The 18,889-nt window shown below is 71.5% G+C and carries 18 protein-coding genes; 10 read left to right on the plus strand and 8 right to left on the minus strand.

The annotated features are described in order from the left end of the window. Positions 1-647 precede the first annotated feature (647 nt). From AC3ETA_RS37030 to AC3ETA_RS37040, 3 genes are all read left to right on the plus strand, one after another. Positions 648-1,550 (plus strand): hypothetical protein, encoded by a 903-nt coding sequence (locus tag AC3ETA_RS37030; protein WP_432197275.1) that lies wholly within the window; start codon positions 648-650, stop codon positions 1,548-1,550. A 98-nt stretch (positions 1,551-1,648) separates the two neighbouring features. Continuing rightward, a complete protein-coding gene (locus tag AC3ETA_RS37035) occupies positions 1,649-2,485 on the plus strand; it encodes a DUF1206 domain-containing protein (RefSeq protein WP_432197276.1) in 837 nt (278 codons plus the stop codon). Positions 2,486-2,513: 28 nt separating this feature from the next. Further along, on the plus strand, positions 2,514-2,945 hold the full coding sequence (locus AC3ETA_RS37040) for a hypothetical protein (protein ID WP_432197277.1): 432 nt from the start codon (positions 2,514-2,516) through the stop codon (positions 2,943-2,945). A 33-nt stretch (positions 2,946-2,978) separates the two neighbouring features. Here the strand turns inward: AC3ETA_RS37040 and AC3ETA_RS37045 are convergent, their stop codons facing one another. Then, complete coding sequence (locus tag AC3ETA_RS37045) at positions 2,979-3,665, minus strand: glyoxalase (RefSeq protein ID WP_432197278.1); 687 nt, start codon at positions 3,663-3,665, stop codon at positions 2,979-2,981. A 204-nt stretch (positions 3,666-3,869) separates the two neighbouring features. Here AC3ETA_RS37045 and AC3ETA_RS37050 point away from each other — a divergent pair, with 204 nt between their 5' ends. Together AC3ETA_RS37050 and AC3ETA_RS37055 are read left to right on the plus strand one after the other, a co-directional pair. Then, the gene (locus AC3ETA_RS37050; RefSeq protein ID WP_432197279.1) at positions 3,870-4,760 is read left to right on the plus strand and encodes a PfkB family carbohydrate kinase; all 891 of its coding nucleotides are present in this window, start codon (positions 3,870-3,872) and stop codon (positions 4,758-4,760) included. Between the two features lie 104 nt (positions 4,761-4,864). Then, a complete protein-coding gene (locus AC3ETA_RS37055) occupies positions 4,865-6,604 on the plus strand; it encodes an FAD-dependent monooxygenase (RefSeq protein WP_432197280.1) in 1,740 nt (579 codons plus the stop codon). A gap of 235 nt (positions 6,605-6,839) precedes the next feature. On the opposite strand, the gene AC3ETA_RS37060 is transcribed toward AC3ETA_RS37055, so the two are convergent. Beyond that, on the minus strand, positions 6,840-7,772 hold the full coding sequence (locus AC3ETA_RS37060; RefSeq protein WP_432197281.1) for a DUF1353 domain-containing protein: 933 nt from the start codon (positions 7,770-7,772) through the stop codon (positions 6,840-6,842). Between the two features lie 430 nt (positions 7,773-8,202). Beyond that, positions 8,203-8,595 carry a VOC family protein gene (locus AC3ETA_RS37065; protein ID WP_432197282.1) on the minus strand — a complete coding sequence of 131 codons (393 nt, stop codon included), beginning with the start codon at positions 8,593-8,595 and terminating at the stop codon, positions 8,203-8,205. A 324-nt stretch (positions 8,596-8,919) separates the two neighbouring features. Here AC3ETA_RS37065 and AC3ETA_RS37070 point away from each other — a divergent pair, with 324 nt between their 5' ends. Continuing rightward, on the plus strand, positions 8,920-9,066 hold the full coding sequence (locus tag AC3ETA_RS37070; protein ID WP_432197283.1) for a hypothetical protein: 147 nt from the start codon (positions 8,920-8,922) through the stop codon (positions 9,064-9,066). A gap of 10 nt (positions 9,067-9,076) precedes the next feature. Here the strand turns inward: AC3ETA_RS37070 and AC3ETA_RS37075 are convergent, their stop codons facing one another. From AC3ETA_RS37075 to AC3ETA_RS37085, 3 genes are all read right to left on the minus strand, one after another. Next, the gene (locus AC3ETA_RS37075; protein ID WP_432197284.1) at positions 9,077-9,943 is read right to left on the minus strand and encodes a GNAT family N-acetyltransferase; all 867 of its coding nucleotides are present in this window, start codon (positions 9,941-9,943) and stop codon (positions 9,077-9,079) included. A gap of 146 nt (positions 9,944-10,089) precedes the next feature. After that, the gene (locus AC3ETA_RS37080) at positions 10,090-10,809 is read right to left on the minus strand and encodes a YoaK family protein (RefSeq protein ID WP_432197285.1); all 720 of its coding nucleotides are present in this window, start codon (positions 10,807-10,809) and stop codon (positions 10,090-10,092) included. 41 nt (positions 10,810-10,850) lie between these two features. Next, positions 10,851-11,231 carry a cytidine/deoxycytidylate deaminase family protein gene (locus tag AC3ETA_RS37085; RefSeq protein WP_432197286.1) on the minus strand — a complete coding sequence of 127 codons (381 nt, stop codon included), beginning with the start codon at positions 11,229-11,231 and terminating at the stop codon, positions 10,851-10,853. Positions 11,232-11,442: 211 nt separating this feature from the next. On the opposite strand from AC3ETA_RS37085, the gene AC3ETA_RS37090 reads away from it, so the two are divergent. Beyond that, complete coding sequence (locus AC3ETA_RS37090) at positions 11,443-13,554, plus strand: SpoIIE family protein phosphatase (protein WP_432197287.1); 2,112 nt, start codon at positions 11,443-11,445, stop codon at positions 13,552-13,554. A 69-nt stretch (positions 13,555-13,623) separates the two neighbouring features. On the opposite strand, the gene AC3ETA_RS37095 is transcribed toward AC3ETA_RS37090, so the two are convergent. Continuing rightward, a complete protein-coding gene (locus AC3ETA_RS37095; protein ID WP_432197288.1) occupies positions 13,624-14,418 on the minus strand; it encodes an SDR family NAD(P)-dependent oxidoreductase in 795 nt (264 codons plus the stop codon). Between the two features lie 238 nt (positions 14,419-14,656). Here AC3ETA_RS37095 and AC3ETA_RS37100 point away from each other — a divergent pair, with 238 nt between their 5' ends. Together AC3ETA_RS37100 and AC3ETA_RS37105 are read left to right on the plus strand one after the other, a co-directional pair. Beyond that, positions 14,657-16,057 (plus strand): chloride channel protein, encoded by a 1,401-nt coding sequence (locus AC3ETA_RS37100; protein ID WP_432197289.1) that lies wholly within the window; start codon positions 14,657-14,659, stop codon positions 16,055-16,057. A gap of 114 nt (positions 16,058-16,171) precedes the next feature. After that, the gene (locus AC3ETA_RS37105; RefSeq protein WP_432197290.1) at positions 16,172-17,173 is read left to right on the plus strand and encodes a YhjD/YihY/BrkB family envelope integrity protein; all 1,002 of its coding nucleotides are present in this window, start codon (positions 16,172-16,174) and stop codon (positions 17,171-17,173) included. 72 nt (positions 17,174-17,245) lie between these two features. On the opposite strand, the gene AC3ETA_RS37110 is transcribed toward AC3ETA_RS37105, so the two are convergent. Next, a complete protein-coding gene (locus tag AC3ETA_RS37110; RefSeq protein WP_432197291.1) occupies positions 17,246-17,812 on the minus strand; it encodes a TetR/AcrR family transcriptional regulator in 567 nt (188 codons plus the stop codon). A gap of 119 nt (positions 17,813-17,931) precedes the next feature. Between AC3ETA_RS37110 and AC3ETA_RS37115 the strand changes: the two genes are divergently transcribed. Then, positions 17,932-18,855: an SDR family oxidoreductase gene (locus AC3ETA_RS37115; RefSeq protein WP_432197292.1), complete on the plus strand. Its 924-nt coding sequence runs from the start codon at positions 17,932-17,934 to the stop codon at positions 18,853-18,855. The last annotated feature ends 34 nt before the right edge of the window (positions 18,856-18,889 follow it).

Here is an 18,889-nt window from a genome sequence, read left to right on the forward strand (position 1 = left end):
GGACGACACACACCCTGCGCCGTGGTCGCGGTGTCCTTGTCGATGCTCGAAGACCCGCCGGTCTCATGCTGACGCGGCGAGCCGCAAGGCCAGGACGGCATTGACGATGCCGGGGATGCAGGTGGTGCCGCAACGGTGATTGTCAGCAAGGCCGTGGACGTCCTGGCGGCCCTACTGTTCCGGCGGGACGGCTGCTGTCGGCATCTCCCGCGCTTCCCGGAGCAGTCTCCCACTGAGGCATGCTCGGCCATGGTTGCCGAGTCCACCCGGAGCCAACTGGCTCTCCGCCGTGCGGGGAAACCGTGCCGGGAAACCGCGCGGGGAAACACGGTGACCCCGTGGACTGGGCGCCCTGGAACTTGGCCCTGGGACAGATCTGGCTCGTGGGCAGCCAGGCGGTGGTCGCGGCGGCGCGCATGGACAAGGTGTTCTGGGACCACGGCTGCCTGTTCATCCGGCAGACGGCATCCCGAGAACAGACCTGGGGTCGGGCCAGGGAGCAGATGCATTGGCGTCGATCTTGTTCGGATCGGCATTCGCCGCGGTACCGTAATCATGAGTGTTGTTGTCGCCGTATGCGGAATTTTCCGAGGGTCCAGTCCTCAGTTCATGAGGTTCTCCCATGACGCCGATCCGATTGAGTCACCGTGGCTGACGCCGCCGCTCGTGCGGAGGAGCGGGTCGGGGTGGTACGGGACGACACGGCTGGACGGCTTGCGCTGGCGGCGGATTTCTATGACGCGACGTCAGGACGTTTCCGACGGTACGGGCATGCCGAGTTGAGCTTCATGCGCTGGTCGGCCGCTCGGGGAGTGCTGGAGCCGGCGTCCTCGGATCCGGCCGGCAGTGCGTGGTGGCGCAGTGTGAATGAAGTCCTGTTGCGGGACAAGATCGAGGCCGGGCTCTTGACCGGCAGTTCCTCGGGAGTCCCCAGCAGCCATAGCGTGCGGTGCTGGATCGACTTCATTCGTGAGCCGTCGCCGGCCCGTTGGTACCGGGCGCACAACGCCAGCGTTGTCGCCGGATATCTGAAGTATGAGGACCTGGCTGCACAGGAACTCAAAGCAGAGCGATTCATGATGAACGTCGCGCTTCTTCGCGTTGTCTACACCCATGCGATGTTGGCGGATCCGCGACTCGCACTGGGGCCGCTGGCCTTCCCCGGCCCCCGGCTGGTGGACCCTCGGCATCGAAGCGTCAAGTGGTTCCTGGACCTCGCTCGGTCGTTTCCGAAGAACTACCCGATCGCCGGCTCCGTGGAAGAAGTCGTCTTCGCCGAGCATGCCCTCGCCCGCATGCTCGACTACGGGCTCATCGCCCCGCGTCTCCCCGCGCTCTACGAGTTCGCGGCCGAGGAACTCGAAGAGCCACGGCTGACATCCCTCCTCGACGACGGCGTTCCGGCCTATGTGTGGTCGCACGCGGATCGTGCGGTCTGGTTCATCGGCAATACAGGGCCGCATCTTCGTGCCATCGCCCGCGTCACCGGAGTACGGCTGCGTTGGGCTCCCTCTCCGTACCGGCGGCGTTCGCGGAATGCGCGCCGGTGAGTTCTGCCCCGCGCGGAACCCGGACCGGGAGCGATGACCTGTGGTGGTCCGCGTGTGTCGCCGCCGGGTCGGGGCATCCGGATTGCCGGGAGGTCTCTATGGACGCGAGTGCGTGGGCGTGGACCGGGCGTTTTCGGGCCCGGCAGGCGGCGCGAGGTTCGGTCACCGAAGGGGCGGCACGGGCGGGCCTCACCGCTCGGGGCGTGATCTATCTGCTCGTCGGCGCGCTGGCGCTGCAGGTCGCCTTCGGCGACACCAGCAAGCAGGCCGACCGGGGAGGCGCCGTGGAGGAACTGGCGCAGAAGCCGTTCGGCGCCGTACTGCTGTGGGCGCTGGGTATCGGGCTCGTCGGAATGGCCCTGTGGCGGCTGGCGGAGGCGCTCTTCGGCTCGCTCGGGAAGGAGGGCCGCAGCGCGCGCAAGCGGCTGCTCGCGGCGGGCCGCTTCGCGGTCTACGTCTTCGTCGCCTACTCCGTGCTGTCGTTCGCCGCGAGCCCGGACCACGGCGGCGGTTCCAGCGACCAGCAGTCCCGTGACGCCACCGCCAGGGCCCTGGAGATACCCGCAGGTCAGTGGCTGGTCGGCGCGGCCGGGGCCGGCATAGTCGTGGGCGGCGTCTGGATCGGCGCACGGGCGGTCATGCGCAAGTACCACGACGACCTCCAGCTCGGGCGGATGAGTCGCCGGACGCGGCGGCTGGTGGATGTCACCGGCGTGGTCGGCGGTGCCGCCCGAGGGCTGGTGTTCGCGGCGCTCGGCGTCTTCGCCGTGCGCGCGGCCGTGGACTACGAACCCGATCGGGCGAAGGGCCTCGACGACACGCTGCGTACCTTCGCCGACACCCCGCTCGGCCCGTCGTTGCTGGTCTGCGTCGCGGCCGGGTTGGTGCTGTTCGGTCTGTTCTCCTTCGCAGCGGCTCGCTGGCAACACGTCTGAGGCGCGTCCGGTGGGGAACACGGGATGGATGAGCGAATACGAGGTTCCGCAAGGCGACGGCCAGCCCGTGGAGGTGTACCTGGACCTCCTGCGTATCCGGATGGACACAGAGGACTACCGGCTCCTGCTGCGAGTGGTGGAACCGGTCCTCAAGGCGATCGACGAGGAACGCCTCTCCACCCTCGACTTCGCGCTCGATTCGGACGGCGACGAACTGCCGCAGGAGGTCCGTGACGAGGCCGCTCTCGTCATCGCCACGGCCGTGACCGGCCGCCTGGACAACGAGGTGGTCGAGATCGACGTCGATGACAGCGGTCCGGTCCGGATCGTCACCGACGCGACCACGGCCTCCGACCCCGACCGTCTCGGCGAGATCGCCGACTACATCCGGGAACGGCACAGGCAGACGGAGGAGCTGCGCGGCATCGCCGAGGTGAGCGGGTTGCCCACGGATTTCTGACCCGCAGGTCCGAGCGGCGCAGGGTGCCGGCCCTCAGGAAGCGGCCGACTCCCCGGGCGAGGCGGTGTCGAGGCGGGTGGCGGCCTCCCAGGCGAAACCGTCCGGGTCGGAGAACGCGCCGGCCGTGCTGCCCAGGACGACACGGTGCGAACCCGTGCCGTCGGTGGGGACGCCCAGGTCCTTGGCCAGGCCGCGGCGCTTGTAGAGCGCAAGCTTGACGGGGTCGGCCCCGTCGGCCGCGAACTCGGCGTACTTGCCGCCGAAGCTCCGGGCCACGGTCAGGCCGCGGCTCACGTAGTACTGCCTGCTGGCCTTCACGTCCTCGACGCCCAGCAGCAGGACGACCTCGTCGATCTCGCGGGTCGCCGGGCCGGTGTCCTTCTTCGCCGTGGTCGCGACCTTGCAGATCGTCCCGTCGGGTGCCTGTACGACGCCGCCGTAGCCCCAGAGCGACTTCGCGGCGGGCTTCAGTACGGTGGCGCCGGCGTTCACTGCGGCGCCCAGGAAGGCGTCGACGGTGGCCGGTCCGGACACGGTGAGGGCCAGTGTGAAGCCGCGGAATCCGGTGGAGTGCGCCTCGGACTCCCGCAGACGGATGTGCCGGTCCACTCCGAAGGCGGCGTAGAAGCGGCGCGCGGCTTCGAGGTCGGCGACCTCGATGGTGACGGACGCGAGGGAGTTGGTGGATGCGGTGGATGCGGTGGATGCGGTGGATTCCATGTCCTTCACGCTAGGCGGGGCCCGCCTACGGGGGCTTCTCGATTCCTGACCGGTCTCCAGCGGGCTCCTGACCGGACTCGTCGGCTGCGTGTGCGGAAGGGTGGACCCGGGCAGCGGTGGGCACGGTTGAAGAGGCCGGCCCTGTGATCCGCTCAGGTCCGGGCAATGACCCCCGAGCGCCGGGCCGAGCGGAGGTGCACCTGGATGGAGTCGGGAACGGGCAGGCGGCCTGCAGGGCTGTTCGTCGGCCTCTGCACTGTGGATGTCATCCAGCTCGTCGATCGTGTCCCCGGTCCCGACGAGAAGCTCACCGCGCGTGACCAGACCGTGGCCGCCGGCGGCCCCGCGGCGAACGCAGCCGTGACCTTTGCCCATCTGGGTGGCGCGGCCAGGCTGCTCACCGCGATCGGCTCCCACCCGTTGGCGCTCGCGGTGACGGCGGATCTGGACCGGGCGGGTGTGGCCGTGTCGGACCTGGCGGTTCACGCGACCGATCCGCCCGCCGTCTCCTCCATCATGGTCACCGCCTCCACCGGACAGCGCGCCGTCGCCTCGACCAACGCCACCGCACACCGGCTCGCGCCACCCGACGACCTCGACGCGCTGGTGGCAGCCTGCGACATCGTCCAGTGCGACGGCCACCACACGGAACTGGCCACGGCCACCGCCCGAGCCGCGCGCGCCGCCGGCCGTGTGACCGTGCTGGACGCCGGAAGCTGGAAGCCGGGCACGCGGAACCTGCTGCCCTGGATCGACGTAGCGGTCTGCTCCGCCGACTTCCACCCGCCAGGGACCCGTACCCCCGCCGACACCTTGGGCTTTCTCCGGCAGCAGGGAGTCCGCTGGACCGCGGTCACCCAGGGAGGACAGCCCATCGAGTGGGCAGGTCCTGGCGGCAGCGGGACGGTCGAGGTGCCCGTCGTGCCGGTCGCGGACACACTCGGCGCCGGGGACATCCTGCACGGGGCGCTGACCCATCACCTCGCCGCCGGGCGACAGCTCTCCGCGGAGGGCTTCGTGCAGGCGCTGCACGCCGCAGCTCTCGTGGCTTCACGGGCGTGCGCGTCGTTCGGCACCCGGACCTGGATGCTGTGACGCCTGCGCCTACCAGCGGCGTGTACGGGTGCCCTGACGCACCACCCGGGCCCGGCTTTCCCTCCCGGCCCCCGGAGTCGCTGTCCCGTTCCCCGCGGTGGACGATGGAGGCCGGCCAGAAGGGGGGCCTGTGGCGGGAGACGCCGGTGGTGGACACGGACGTACTGATCGTGGGTGCGGGACCCGTCGGGCTGACCGCTGCGGCGGAACTACGGCGGCAAGGGGTCGCCTGCCGTGTCATCGACCGGCTTCCGGCCCGGCTGCCGTACGCCAAGGCCGTTGGCGTACAACCGCGGACCTTGGAGATCTGGGACCGGATGGGCATGGTCCGCGCCGCTCTCGAGGTCGCCGTGCCGATGCGCGGGCAGGTGCTGTACGACGGCGGCGTCGAGCAGGCTCGCTTCGAGGTGCGGCTGCCGCCCGAGGTGCCGTACGTCTTCGCCGCTCTGCCCCAGTACGAGACGGAGCGGATCATCGAGGAGCAGCTCGCTCGCTTCGGTGCGCGGATCGAGCGGGGCACCGAACTGGTGGGGTTCACGCAGGACGAGGGCGCAGTGGTCAGCCGGATCGTCACGGCCTCCGGTGCCGAGCAGGAGGTGCGGTCACGTTTCCTGATCGGCTGCGACGGGGCGCACAGCACCGTCCGCAAGGGGCTCGGGCTCGCCTTCGAGGGGGGTGCGTTCCCGGAGGAGTACATGCTCGCCGACGTGGAGGTGGACTGGAGCCTCCCGCAGGGCTACGGCGTACGCGCCACGCACCACGACGAGGACGGCCGCATCGACGATCTCCTGGTCTGTATCCCGCTGCCCGGGGATCGCCGGTACCGCATGTCGATGCTCGTGCCGCCGGAGCTCTCGGCCCATGCCGAAGGCGCATCGCAGGACTCGGTCGCCCACGGGCTGGAAGGCGGGCGGGCGCCCGGGCTCGGGCACATCCAGGCAGTCCTCGACCGGCTGTCCCCGCAGCCCACGACAGCGTCCGCCATGCGCTGGTCGTCGGTCTTCCGCATCAGTCATCGCCTGGTCGACCGGTACTCCGTCGGCCGTGTCTTCGTCGCGGGGGACGCCGCGCACATCCATCCGCCGACCGGTGCCCAGGGCATGAACACCGGCATCCAGGACGCCTACAACCTCGCCTGGAAGCTGGCACTCGCGCTGGAGGGCGGCGCCCATCCCCGGCTGCTCGACAGCTATGACGCCGAGCGTCGCCCCATCGGCGAGGAGGTGGTGGGACGTACGGTCAAGCACGCCACCGAGGGCATCCGCGCGACGCCGGACGACATGACGACGGTGATGTCGCGCGAGGCTCAGTTGCTCGTGGCCTACCCCGGCAGTCCCCTGGTCGCGGCCGGCGACACTCCCCCGGCGGCGCCCGGCGACGCGGGATCACCGGGCCCGCAGGCAGGTGAGCGTGCGCCCGACTGCACCGGTCTCCTCGCGGGCGTGGCCGTCGCGCCCCTGCGTCTGTACGACCTGTTGCGTGAGCGCGGGCACGTGCTGGTGCTGTACGCCGACTCGTCCGACGCGCTCGCCTCCTGCCGGGAGGCCGCCGCAACCGGGCACCGGCTGGTCGGTGACCAGCTGACCGCGTTCGTCGTCAGCCGGGACGAGGTCACACCGCAAGCCGTCCGCCGACCGACCGACCCGGACGGTCGGCGCCTGCCTGTCTTCCGGGACGGCGCGGCGCAGTTCGCGCGGCTGTACGGCGTCGATGCTCCGACGGCCTTCCTCATCCGCCCGGACGGCTATCTGGGTGCCCGACTGTCCCCGCCGGCCGCGGCGGGGGCGACGGGGGCGGCGTCCGCCCTGTCCGACGCCCTCGGACGCGTGTTCCACCTGTCGTAGGACCTCGGATCTTCCGCGGTCCCAGGGGTGTCGACAGCGCCACCCGCTGACGGGGGCTCCTCTTCGTGCCGTCCCTGTTCTTCGGCAACACCCCGGCGAGCAGCCAGCGGCCGAGGATCGCGCATCTCCATCTGCCGCTGCAGCACAAGGAGTTCGGTGGCCGCCGGGGCGACGCGGGTGCGGCACTGACACGCCCTCGTACGAACTTCCCGGGCCGGCCACAGGGCCCGGTCCATCACCGCGTGACGGTCATCGCGACCACGAACCACACCAGCGCCGCCACCATCCCGACACACGCCACTGCGCCCGCCGCACGAGGCACGCTCCGCGTGAAGCGCTCGACGACCTGGTACAGCCCGGTGATGGCGAGCACCGCGACCGTGACGTGCAGCAGCACCGACAGGCCGACCCCCACGACGGCGCCGGCGATCCAGAGGTTCCTGCCCCACAACAACCGCGCGAGCAGCAGCGGGATCGCAATCGCGGCCGACAGCCCGTTGACGATCTCGACGAACCATGTCCGGTCGCCCATCCAGAGCTGTGTCGGGTTGAAGGGGATCCCGATGTCGAAGAGGTCGAGGGTCGCCAGGACGCCGAGTGCCAGGATCAGTACGACGGTCAGGGCCGCGACCAGGCGGTTGTACCAAGCGCGTCCCTTCGTCCAGCCCGTTCCCCCGCCGTCGAGCATCGTCACCGTCGCCACGGCCGACCAGACCAGCCAGCGCCTCACGAGCGCGGTCCCGGCATCCGCCATGGCGTCCCGCAGCACCCGGTCGGCCGCCACGCGCAGCACCACGTGGCCCTCGGTCGAGGTGTACGTCGGGTCGCCGGGCGGGTGGATCAGGCCGTCGTGCAGCAGCGTGGCCGGCAGATGGTCCCCGGTCTTGGGCACGAGCCAGGTGAAGAAGGCGGGGACAGAGGTCAGGTCGGTGCGGAAGGTGGCGGTCACCCGGGGCACCAGCAGCTCGCCGAGGTGGCGGTCACGGTAGGCGATGCGGCGCCGCATCGCGAACTCCTCCTGGCCGCCGAGGACATGCCGGACGAGTTCGATGCGGGGATCCGCGTCGGGGTCGGGCGGAACCTCCGGTTGCCCCGCGGCGGCGTCGACACCGCCGTCGTAGAACTGGCGCGGCTGCTCAATGACCGGGCTCTGGACGTCCGGGGTCATCGCGCTGCCTCGCGGGGGGCGGTCGCCTCATCGCTCCGGATGTGCCTGGACTGGAAACCGATCACGACGGAGCCGTGGGATGCGGCCATGCCTACCTCCCTCTCACCAAGGGGTCCTACCCCTTCTTGTTCCGGCGAGCGGGTGCCGTTATCCGTCGTCCCGGCCGTCAATCACCCGTGGGTGCGGGCCGGGTCAGGTGAGAGGACGGGCGCTCCAGGCGTTCCGGAGCGCCGGCTCCACGTCCTTCCCGAGGCCGCCGTGCGTCTTCCCGCCCGGCAGGGTGGGCGGTTCGGCCCAGTGGGTCACGGTCCCGTCGCCTGACGGGCCGCACGGCAGGCGGACGCCACCGGCGTCCCGGTCCCGGGCAGCCTCTCGCGTGCGTCCACCCATGTCACCGCCCACGAGGGTGGGAGAGGCAGCGGGTGGCCGGTCAGTGTTCCTGGAGTACGGAGAGGACGTTTCCGGCCGGGTCGGTGAACCAGGCGATCGCCGCGGGGCCGCCGTTGCCGACCCGGACGATGCCCTTCTCGTCGTGCTCGAATCCGGGGTAGCGCGTCAGGGACACGCCGCGCCGCTGCAATTCGTCCACGGCGGCCTCGATGTCCTCGACCGGGAAGTTGAGGATCGTGAAGGTCGCGGGGGTGTGCGTCGGCTTGGGGTAGACGAAGACCTGCGTGCCGCCGCCGAGCCTGAGGGTCAGCATGCGCATCTCGCCCTCGCCGGTCTCCTCGACCTGGAGGCCGAGAGTCTCCCCGTAGAACCGGCGGGCCTCGTCGAGGTCGTCGACCGAGAAGCCGCTGAAGGCCTGCGACTGTCCGAGCATGCCGTGTGTCTCCTTCACGGGTGAGTCGTCCTGTCACCTCAGGGCACACCACGGGCGCCACGGCTGCTGCGCGCGCCACGCGGACGGCGTCCGGATGGTGGTGGGTCCTTCACCCTTGCGAACACCCGCGCACGGGCACGCCCGCACCTCGTTCCGCCGCCACCTGGGCCGGCTTCGTCCCCTGGCGCACCGACCGCCTCGACGCACAGGCACTCGGCGTGTGGGCTCTCGCCCTCGGCATCGGCGTCCCGGGCGCCCTCGCCGGGGACGACCTGTTCGCGCACCAGCCCGGCCCTGCTCGCCCTGCCCGGCACCGCGGCCACCATGACCGTCGTCCTGGCCGCCCGCGCCGCCCGCGTCGACTGGACCTCCGGCCCGGCCCTCAGCCTCGTCCGCATGGTGGCGGGTCTGCTGTGCACGGGCGCGAGCGGACGCTTCCTGCTGAAGAGGTCCGCCGCTCTCCACGACTGATCCGTGGCCGCTACGCGTCCCGGCGGCGGTCGCGGACCTCGGGGCGCGGTTCGAAGCCGGCCGACCTGTACGTGGCTACGGCGCCGACGTTGGAGCTCGGCGTGCACACGATCGCGCTCGACGAGCCCAACTCCTTCAGCGCGGCCGCCGCGGCGAGGGTGATCGCCCTGCCGTGGCCGCGACCTCGATGTTCCTGAGCCACGCCCATGGGTTCCAGCAGGCCGGGCCTGCCCGGACCGGCCGACCAGACCGTCACCGCCGCCACCGCGTCGCCCCGGTCGCCGTACGCGACGAGACACCGGGCGTCGGCGTACGGCAGTCCGCCCGCCATCGCGTGCCAGCGCTCGTCCGTGAACGTCGAGGTGCTGAACGACGCCCGCTGTACGGCCGCCCGCACGTGCGCCTGCTCCGGCCCGATCACCTCGATCCGCACGCCCGGGTCCTCCACCGGCTCGGCGAGGTCACGACGCAGCGGCGTCCACGGTTCGTCGACGTCCCAGCCGTCCTCGTCCAGGAGCTCCTGGACGAGCGCGGCCATGGGGGCCTCTATGCAGGCCTTGCCCTCCCTGAGAACTCCGCGTTCCTGCAAGGACACGTCCGTGGCCAGTTGCCGCGCCAGCTCCTCGTCGTGGTGAGCGTCCGGTGCGAGCGTCAGCCGCAGCAGGTCGGGGCCGTCCAGGAGCCCGACGGCGAGAATGTTTCCGCCCCGGCTCCAGGTCCGGACCGCATCGGCCGTCGCGCCGGGACCGAACCGCCAGAACCAGCCCAGGTCTCCCGGATGCAGTTGTATGGGCGCCCCGTCGTACTGCCACTCCCGCAGCACACCCACGGTCTCGCTCAACCCGTCGACTCCCGGCTTGCCCAACGCGATCGTCATGCCACCGATGACACACCACCGTGTGGACAGCCCGCACCTGGTTTCCGGTCGCGCCGACCCACTGTCCGACCGGCACGCTCGCCCGGCCGGCGGGTCGGCGAAGCGCCCCCTGCCTGCTGCGGAGCTCAGCGGTACTCACTCGGCACTCAACTGCCGCCCGGGACACGGCGCCTGCGGATCACCGGCGCGGCGGCCGTCGAGATGGCGCACACCACCAGCACCACGGGCAGCACGCCGGCCCACCCCCGGGCCTCCCGGAGCAGCAGCATGGAAATCCCCGCCCCCACCATCAGCGCGGCCAGCTGAGCGGGCACCCAGCGATCCGGGCGGCCCGCTCCCACGCCCCGCACGATGTAGGTGGCGAGCGTCCCGGTCAGATAGGTGGTCGGTGACGCGGCTCGACCGGCCGCCACCATGGCCGCCGACTGGACGCCCATCGTCGCGGCGGCACCGAACTGCAAGGCGTCCCGCGCGGTCTGCCCCGGCGCTCCGTCCAGGGCGGCCCAGCTCACGGCGCCCGCGGCCAGTACGACCGCCTCGCCGACCAGGCAGAACATCACCGGCGCGGGCCAGCCCCTTCCCGCGTCCGCACTGCGACGGGTGAGCCGGGCGGTCACGGCCGCGCCCAGGGCGAACCCGGTCAGCGCCAGCACCGCCGCGGTCACGCCGGTCGCCTGTCCGCGGCCGATGGCCATCCCGAGCAGGGCGAGATTGCTCGTCATGACTCCGGCGAAGACGTGCGCCAGCGCGGTGAAGGAGATGGCTTCCACCGCCCCGGACGCCGCCACCAGCAGGACAAGGGCGAGGTGCAGCGCCGTCCCCGGTTCCCGATGCTCGTCCGCCCGCCCGCCGCGCTGGTCACTCACAGTGCCCGAGCATAACTATCCGTACGGAGCGAGGGCGGCGCCTACCCGTACGTCGCCCCCGGCGCGTCCGGCAGGTTTTCGCGCAGCCGCCGGGCCTCCCGGAAGAGGCGGCTGGTGTGGTTCGCGAGGACGCCGCCCAGGAGCAGCTGCGGGGTGCAGAAGGAGCTCGCCGCGTCGGCCACCAGGCGTGCCGTCAGGTCGATCTGGATGATCCCGGTGCCGCGGATGTCGTCGATCGAGCTGGCCCAGACGACGCGCCGCAGGTTCGCCCACGCCATCGCGCTCATGCACATCGAACAGGACTCGCCCGTGGTGCAGAGGGTGGTGTCGGCCCAGCCCTGGTTGCCCTGGACGAACGGCGCCGCGGCACCCGTCACCACGACTCCGCACCTGCCGAGGAACCGAGGCCTGCCCGAGTCCATACGCTTCCCCTCACCTGACACCGCCGACTTCGCAAGGTGACCGGATCATTACAGAAGGCGTCCAGGGTGCGGGGGCTCCTGTGCCCTCGAAACCTCGGCGCGCAGGACGTCTGCCTCAGTCGCTGCACGGCGGCGTTCCGCATCTGATCCACATGCCTCACCCTCCGCGCGGGCTTAGCGTTCTTGATATGGGCGTTAGGGTTTGCGCCGCATGACCGGGGCCCGTGAGTCGCCAGGTGATGCTGATCCGCTCTGTGAGGCCTTGGCTGCGGCTGTGCAGCGCACCGGTGCCAGGTACGGGGGCGTCTACGTACTGGACCCGGCCGAGGAAGTGCTGGGCCTGATCGCGCTGTGCGGGATCCCGGTCGACGCGTTCGCGCCCTGGTGGCGCACCGCTTATGCCGCCCATGGCCCCGCCCAGGACTCGGTACGCAACGAGCGTATCGTCTGGGTGAGTTCCCTGGAGGAGTTGGCGCGCTGCTACCCGCGCGTCGCCGCGAGCCTCCCCTATGAGATCGCGTTCGCGCTCGTCCCGCTCAGGGGCCTCAGGCACTGCCGGGGCACGATGCTGCTGCTGTGGGCCCCCGACCGTTCGCCCCGTCTGAGCCCGCGTGAGCGCGGACGTATGGCCTCCGCCGCGCGGCGGGTCGCCCGGGTGCTGAACTCGGCCTCCTCCGCACCCGACATTCCCGACCGTCCTCGTTTCGTCCGGCCCCACCACCAGGACACGAGCTCGCAGTCCGCGCACGAGGCGGCCACCCTCGTCGAACGCCTCCCCGTCGGCACCCTCTCGCTCGATCTCGCCGGGCGGATCACCTACGTCAACACGGCCGCCGCGACTCTGCTGGGCAGCCCCCTGGAGCAGCTGCTGGGAGCAGAGCCGTGGATGTCGCTTCCGTGGCTCGACAACATCGCGTACATGGACGCGTACCGGATCGCGATGAGCAGTCGTGAGCCTCTCGGTCTGACCGTGCTGCGCCCGCCGGACCAGTGGCTCGACCTGCGGCTCCACACGGACGACACCGGGACCAGCATCCTGGTCACGCCCGACCATTCGTCCAGGCCCATCGGCACCCGCCCGGCCTCCACCGGCGCTCCGCCGGACAGCCGTATCCATCTCCTGATGGGCCTGGCCGCCGCACTGACGGAGACCGTCGGTGTCCAGGACGTCGTCGATCTGGTCGGCGACCAGATCCTGCCTGGCTTCGGCGCCCACGGCATGATCATGTCCACCGCCGATGCCGGCCGTATCCGGATCATCGGGTACCGCGGCTACGAGCCGAGGGTCATCGACCAGTTCGACGGCATGCCCACGGACGCCGACCTCACACCTGCCGGGCACGCGCTGGCGACCGGCGCCGCGTCGTTCTTCGCCGACCGCGGCGAACTGGCGCATCTCTATCCCAAGGCGCCGCAGATCAGCGACAAACAGGCGTGGGCGTTCCTGCCGCTCCTCAGCTCCGGGCGTCCCATCGGCTGTCTTCTCATCGCCTACAACCATCCGCACACCTTCCCGGGGGCCGAGCGCTCCATCCTCACGCCGCTCGCCGGGCTCATCGCCCAGGCCCTGGACCGGGCACGCCTGTACGACGCCAAGCACGGCCTCGCGCTCGCCCTTCAGCAGACGCTGCTGCCCCAGGCGCTGCCCAGCGTCACCGGACTCGAAGTCGCCGCCCGCTACTTCCCGGCCGGGCAGGGCATGAACATCGGCGGCGACTTCTACGACCTGATCCGCCTGACCGACACCACCGCCGCTGCGGTCATCGGAGACGTCCAGGGCCACGACATGATGGCGGCCGCCCTGATGGGCCAGGTCCGCATGGCCGTCCACTCCCACGCCACCGCCGGAGCCGCTCCCGACGAGGTCCTCATCCACACCGACCGCGACCTCGCCGACCTCAACGCCAGCCGTTTCGTCTCCTGCCTCTACGCCCACCTCGACCTGGCCCGCCAGGAGGTGTCCCTCGCCAGCGCGGGGCATCCGCCCCCGCTGCTGCGGCACGCCGACCACAAGGCCGAGGTCGTCGACATCAGTCCGGGTCCCCCGCTCGGCGTCGGAGCGGGCGCTCCCTCGTACCCGGTCAGCACGCTGCCCCTGGTCCCGGAGACACTCCTCGCGCTCTACACCGACGGCCTCGTCGAGGACCCCGGCACCGACATCACCCGGACCATCGCCGACCTGGCCCGCCACCTCGGCGAGGCGGGCGACCTCCCGCTGCACCAGCTCGCGGACGGCCTCGTCCGGCGCACCCGCCGCTCCAACCAGCCCATCGACGACATCGCCCTGCTGCTGCTCCGGCCCAATCGGCTCGCGGAGTCGTGACCGTCCACGGGTTCACCGGTGACCGTCCACGGGTTCACCGGTGGCGGCCCGGCCTGAGCATCGCCGAGGTCACGGCAGGATCGAGTCGACGTATCCGCCGTCCACGCGCAGCGCGCCGCCCGTGGTGGCCGAGGCCTGGTCGGAGCTGACGTAGACCACCATGTTCGCGATCTCCTCCGGTTCGATCAGGCGTTGCAGCAGGCTCTGCGGGCGGTGCTTGCGCATGAAGACGCGCTGGGCCTCGTCCCAGGGCAGGTTGCGGTCCACCAGTTCGTGGACGAAGTCCTCGACGCCGCCCGTGTGGGTGGGCCCGGCGATGACCGAGTTCACCGTCACGCCCGTGCCGGCGGCCTGCTTGGCGAAGCCCCGGCTGACCGCGAGGAGTGCGGTCTTGGACATGCCGTAGTGGATCATCTCGGCCGGGGTGACGATCGCCGAGTCGCTCGCGATGTACTGAACCCGGCCCCAGCCCCGCTCGGTCATGCCGGGAAGGTACAGCCGAGTCAGCCGTACGGCGGAGAGCACGTTCACCTCGAAGTAGCGGCGCCACTCCTCGTCGGTGATCTCCAGCGGGTCGGCGGCGCCGAAGACGCCGAGGTTGTTCACGAGGATGTCGACGTCCGGGAGCATCCCGGCGACCTGGTCCGTGCCCTCCTGCGTGGTCACGTCCGCGGCCACGGGGACCCACTCGGCGCCCGGCACCTGCTTGGCCAGTTCGGCGACGCTCTGCTCCACCCGCTCGGGACTGCGGCCGTTCACGCCCACGCGGGCACCCGCGCGGGCGAGGCCGGCGGCGATCGCCGCGCCGATGCCCTGGGTGGATCCGGTGACCAGCGCGGTGCGCCCCTTCAGATCGATCTGCATGCCTCGCAGCCCCTTTCGCGTGCGGTCGCACGGGTGGATGTGCTTCTTGGGTACCCGGGAGCTCAGATGCATACGCGCTCTACATGCATGCGCCGCCAATAACCGTACGCGCTCAATCGGCTCGCGCCGCGGAAGGGGCCGGACGGAGCTGTGCGGACATGCAGGGGGCAGGGCCCGGTGCTGCAATGACTCAGGACGCTGTTCCTCGGACGGCGACGGACACGGGAGGAACGGGGTCGTGCCTGATGCGGGGTCTGCGGCTGCGCCGGCCGCCGGTACACAGCCGGAAGAGGCCGACCTGTTGCGTGAACTGCTGCGGAGACCGGCCTATCAGAAGGCGCTCGTCTTCTGCGCGCTGATCGGCATCCCGGTCTCTCTGATCGCGTTCTGGTTCCTGGCCGCGGTCCACGAACTGGAGGGCGCGCTGTGGGACGACCTGCCCTCCGAGCTGGGGTGGGACACGCCGCCCTGGTGGTGGCCGCTGCCGCTGCTGGCGGTGGCCGGCGTCGCCGTCGGTCTCGTGGTCAGGTATCTGCCGGGAGCCGGCGGCCATGTCCCGGCCGGTGGTCTGCACGCTCCCAAGCAGGGCCCGTCCGCCCTCCCGGGGGTCGTTCTCGCGGCCTTCGCCAGCCTGCCGCTCGGCGCCACGCTCGGCCCCGAGGCCCCCTTGATCGCCCTCGGCAGTGGCCTCGCCCTGCTCTTCGCGCAGCTGGCCCGTGCCCCGGTGACGCAGCAGAGCACCCCGCTGCTCGCTGCGGCCGGAGCCGCCTCGGCCCTGCCCGCGATCTTCGGCAATCCGCTGATCGGTGCGGTGATCCTCATCGAGGTGGCCGGAGTGGGCGGCCCGCAGCTGTTCGCCGTCATGCTGCCTGCCCTGCTGGCCAGCGGGATCGGCTCGCTCGTGTTCACCGGGTTCGGCCGCTGGACCGGTCTGTCGACGGGGAGTCTGTCGGTGGACCTGGGTGTGCCGACGCCCCGGGTGGACGCCGGGGACGTGCTCTGGTCCGTGGTGATGGCCGTCGCGATCGGCTTCGCCCTGCACCTGATCATGAACACCGGGCGTCTGACCGCGGTGTTCGTCTCGCAGCGGACGATCGCCCGTACGACGGTCTGCGCGCTGGCTGCCGGGGCGTGCGCGGCGGTGTACACGCTGGTCACCGACCGGACACCGGTGGATGTCGCGTCGTCCGGCCAGACCGCGCTGGGCCAGTTGGCCCAGGACCCGCACTCCTGGGGCGTAGGTGCGCTGATCGCCGTACTGCTGTTCAAGGCGACCGCGTACTCCCTGTGCCTGGGCAGTCTGCGCGGTGGCCCCATCTTTCCCGCGCTCTTCCTCGGCGCGGCGGCTGGCGTGCTGCTCGCGCCGCTCCCCGGGTTGGGCGTCGTACCCGGCATGGCGGCGGGCATGGCGGCCGCGTCCGCCGCGGCGCTGCGGCTGCCGGTGAGCAGCGCACTGCTGGTCGTCCTGATCATGGGGAGCGCCGCGATGACTCCCGTGGTGCTGCTGTCGGCCGTCGTGTCTTTCGTGACCGTGCAGATACTGCCGCCGGGCCGGGCCGTACCCGCGCCGGGGAAGCCGGCCCAGCCACCACCCGACCGCGCCTCGGCCACGCAGGGCGACCGTCCCGAGGGGGCCTGACCCCGCGCGCACTCTTGAGGTGGGAAGGAACGGCTCGATGGAGACTTCGGCAGGCGTGCCGTCGGCGGCGGGGGCCCCGGCGCCCTGCCCCGGTTCCCCCCGCACCGGTGTCTGATGAGCGCCGGGGGTACGGGCGCGGAGTCCGGCTCCGACGCGCCGTCGAACCGGCCCGAGGGCGAAGAGCGCGAAGGCGGCCCCCGACGAAGGATCCCGTCCCTGCTGCGTGCGTCGTGGTGGCGTGACCGCAACCAGCATCTGACGGCACGGCTCAAAGCCTTCCACGCACGCCTGGAAACCCGCTTTCCGGTGGTCACGGGACTCGTCGACCGCCTGGTGTCGGTGAACATCTTCGACTCCGCCACCCGCATCGCGGCGCAGTGTTTTCTCACCGCCGTCCCCTTGCTGTTCGTGCTGGGCGCGTACGCGCCGGAGGGCATGCAGGACCAGGTCGTCGCGTCGGTGAAGGCCGTGTTCGGCCTGACGGGGCAGTCGAGGGCCCAGTTGGAGCAGGCGCTTCAGCCTCCGAACGACGATCTGCGCCAGGCGACCGGCTTGGTGGGCGGGCTGATGGTGCTGCTGTCGGCCACGGCGGTGAGCCGCGCGGTGCAGCGGCTGTGCAGACGGGCCTGGCTGCTGTCCCGAGGCGAGGCGAAGGTCGCTCCGTGGCGGTGGCTGGCGTGGATCGTCCTGTGGCTCGGCGCGCTGGTCGTGCAGGGGCTGCTGCACACCGGGTTCGGCCAGGGAGCGGCGTTGGGCGCTCCGGTCGTCCTCGTCATCCAGATGGCCCTGTGGTGGTGGACCCAGCATCTGTTGCTGGGCGGCGCGGTCCGCTGGCCGCCCCTCCTGCCGGGTGCCGTCATCACGGCGGTCGCGGTCAGCGCCCTGTCCGTGACCGCGCACTTCTACATGCCGCGTGCCCTGAACCGGGCGCTGGCCGACTACGGCCCCGCGGGTTCGGTGTTCGTTCTGCTGTCCTGGCTGATCGTGGTGTGTGTCGCCGTCGCCGTGGGCCTCAGCGTGGGCGCCGTCCTGTCCCAGGACCCGTTCCTCAGGCGCCGCCTCGGAACGCCGACGTCACCGCCCGGCGTGCACGAGGACGGCGACCGCAAGCCCTGACCGCGCCCACGTCCGTCCAGGGCCTGGTGCGGAAGTGGCGCCTGCCGCGCGAGGCCACTTCCGCATCAGGCCCTAGCCGCCCGCGGTCACGGCCTTGAGCTCCGCCAGGGACTCGCGCATCGCCCGCGCCAGGGTCCGGTCCTCGGGGGCCGCGGTCCATCTCTCGAAGCCGACCTTGAACACGGCGACACCGGCCTCGGCGGTCAGGCTCGCGGCCGGCTCGCCGACGCCGCGTCGGCGCAGGGCGTCGGCGAGCGCGGCCGACAGCGAGGAGAGTTTGATGAGTTCGCGCTCCTGGAGTTCCGCGTTCGCCACGATGACGGCCCGACGCCGCCGGGAGTGCTCGCGGCGGTCGACGAACACCGTGCCGACGGCCTCCAGGCCGGCCGCCACCGCGTCGAGCGGCGCCGCGGACTCGGGGGCCTCGGCGACGGCGTTGACGAACAGTTCCTGCAGTGCCCCGGAGCCGTCGAACAGCACCTCGCGCTTGTCGGCGTAGTGCCGGAAGTAGGTCCGCTCCGTGAGGCCCGCCCGTTTGGCGATCTCCGCCACCGTCGTCTGCTCGTAGCCCCGCTCGCTGTAGAGCTCCAACGCCGCTTTCGCCAGGCGTTCGCGCGCGTTCGGCTCCCATCTGCCCATGCGCGGATCCTACGCGATGACAGTAGCTGACATCAGGCGCCCGACATCGATGACAGTCACTGACATCGAGTGGTAGCGTCGATGACAGTCACTGACATCAACCGTTGAGGGGCTTTCCCATGCGCATCTTCGTCACCGGCGCTTCCGGCTGGATCGGATCCGCCCTCGTTCCCGAACTCGTCGACGCGGGGCACCAGGTCCTCGGGCTCGCGCGCTCCACCGCCTCCGCCGAGGCACTCACCGCCGCCGGAGCCGAGGTGGTCCGCGGCACCGTGGACGACCTCGACCTCCTGGGCACGACCGCCGCCGCCTCGGACGGCGTGGTCCACCTCGCCTTCAAGCACGACGTCGCCTTCACCGGCGACTACAAGGGCGCCGCCGAAGCGGACCGCCGCGCCGTCGACACCTTCGGCGACGCACTGGCCGGCAGCGACCGCCCCTTCGTCCTCGCCTCCGGGCTGGCCGGTCTGAAGCCGGGTCAGGTGTCGACCGAGCGGGACCTGCCCACGATCGACGGCTCGCCCACATCTCTGCGCGCGGCCACCTCCACCGCGGCTCTGGCGCTCGCCTCACGCGGAGTGCGCTCGTCCGTGGTGCGCCTCGCTCCGACCTGCCACGGCGAAGGGGACAACGGGTTCATGGCGACGCTGGTGGGCATCGCCCGTGCCCAGGGCGTCTCCGGCTACATCGGCGACGGCGCCAACCGCTGGGCGGCCGTCCACCGCCTGGACGCCGCACGGCTGTTCCGCCTCGCGGTGGAGAAGGCTCCCGCCGGTGCCGTGCTGCACGGCGCCGCCGAGGAGGGCGTCGCCATCCGTGACGTCGCCGAGGTGATAGGCCGTCACCTCGATGTGCCGGTCACGTCCGTGGCCCCGGAAGCCGCCGCCGAGCACTTCGGCTGGCTGGGCGCCTTCCTCGGCCTCGACGCACCGGCGTCGAGCACTCTGACACGGGAGTCGCTGGACTGGCGCCCGACCCGGCCCGACCTGCTCGAGGACCTGGCCAAGGGGCACTACTTCAACGGCTCGGCCGGCGCCTTCTGACCGGCCGTCGGGCCACGGCCGCCGTCCACTCGGT

It is taken from the genome of Streptomyces sp. bgisy027 (assembly GCF_057710365.1).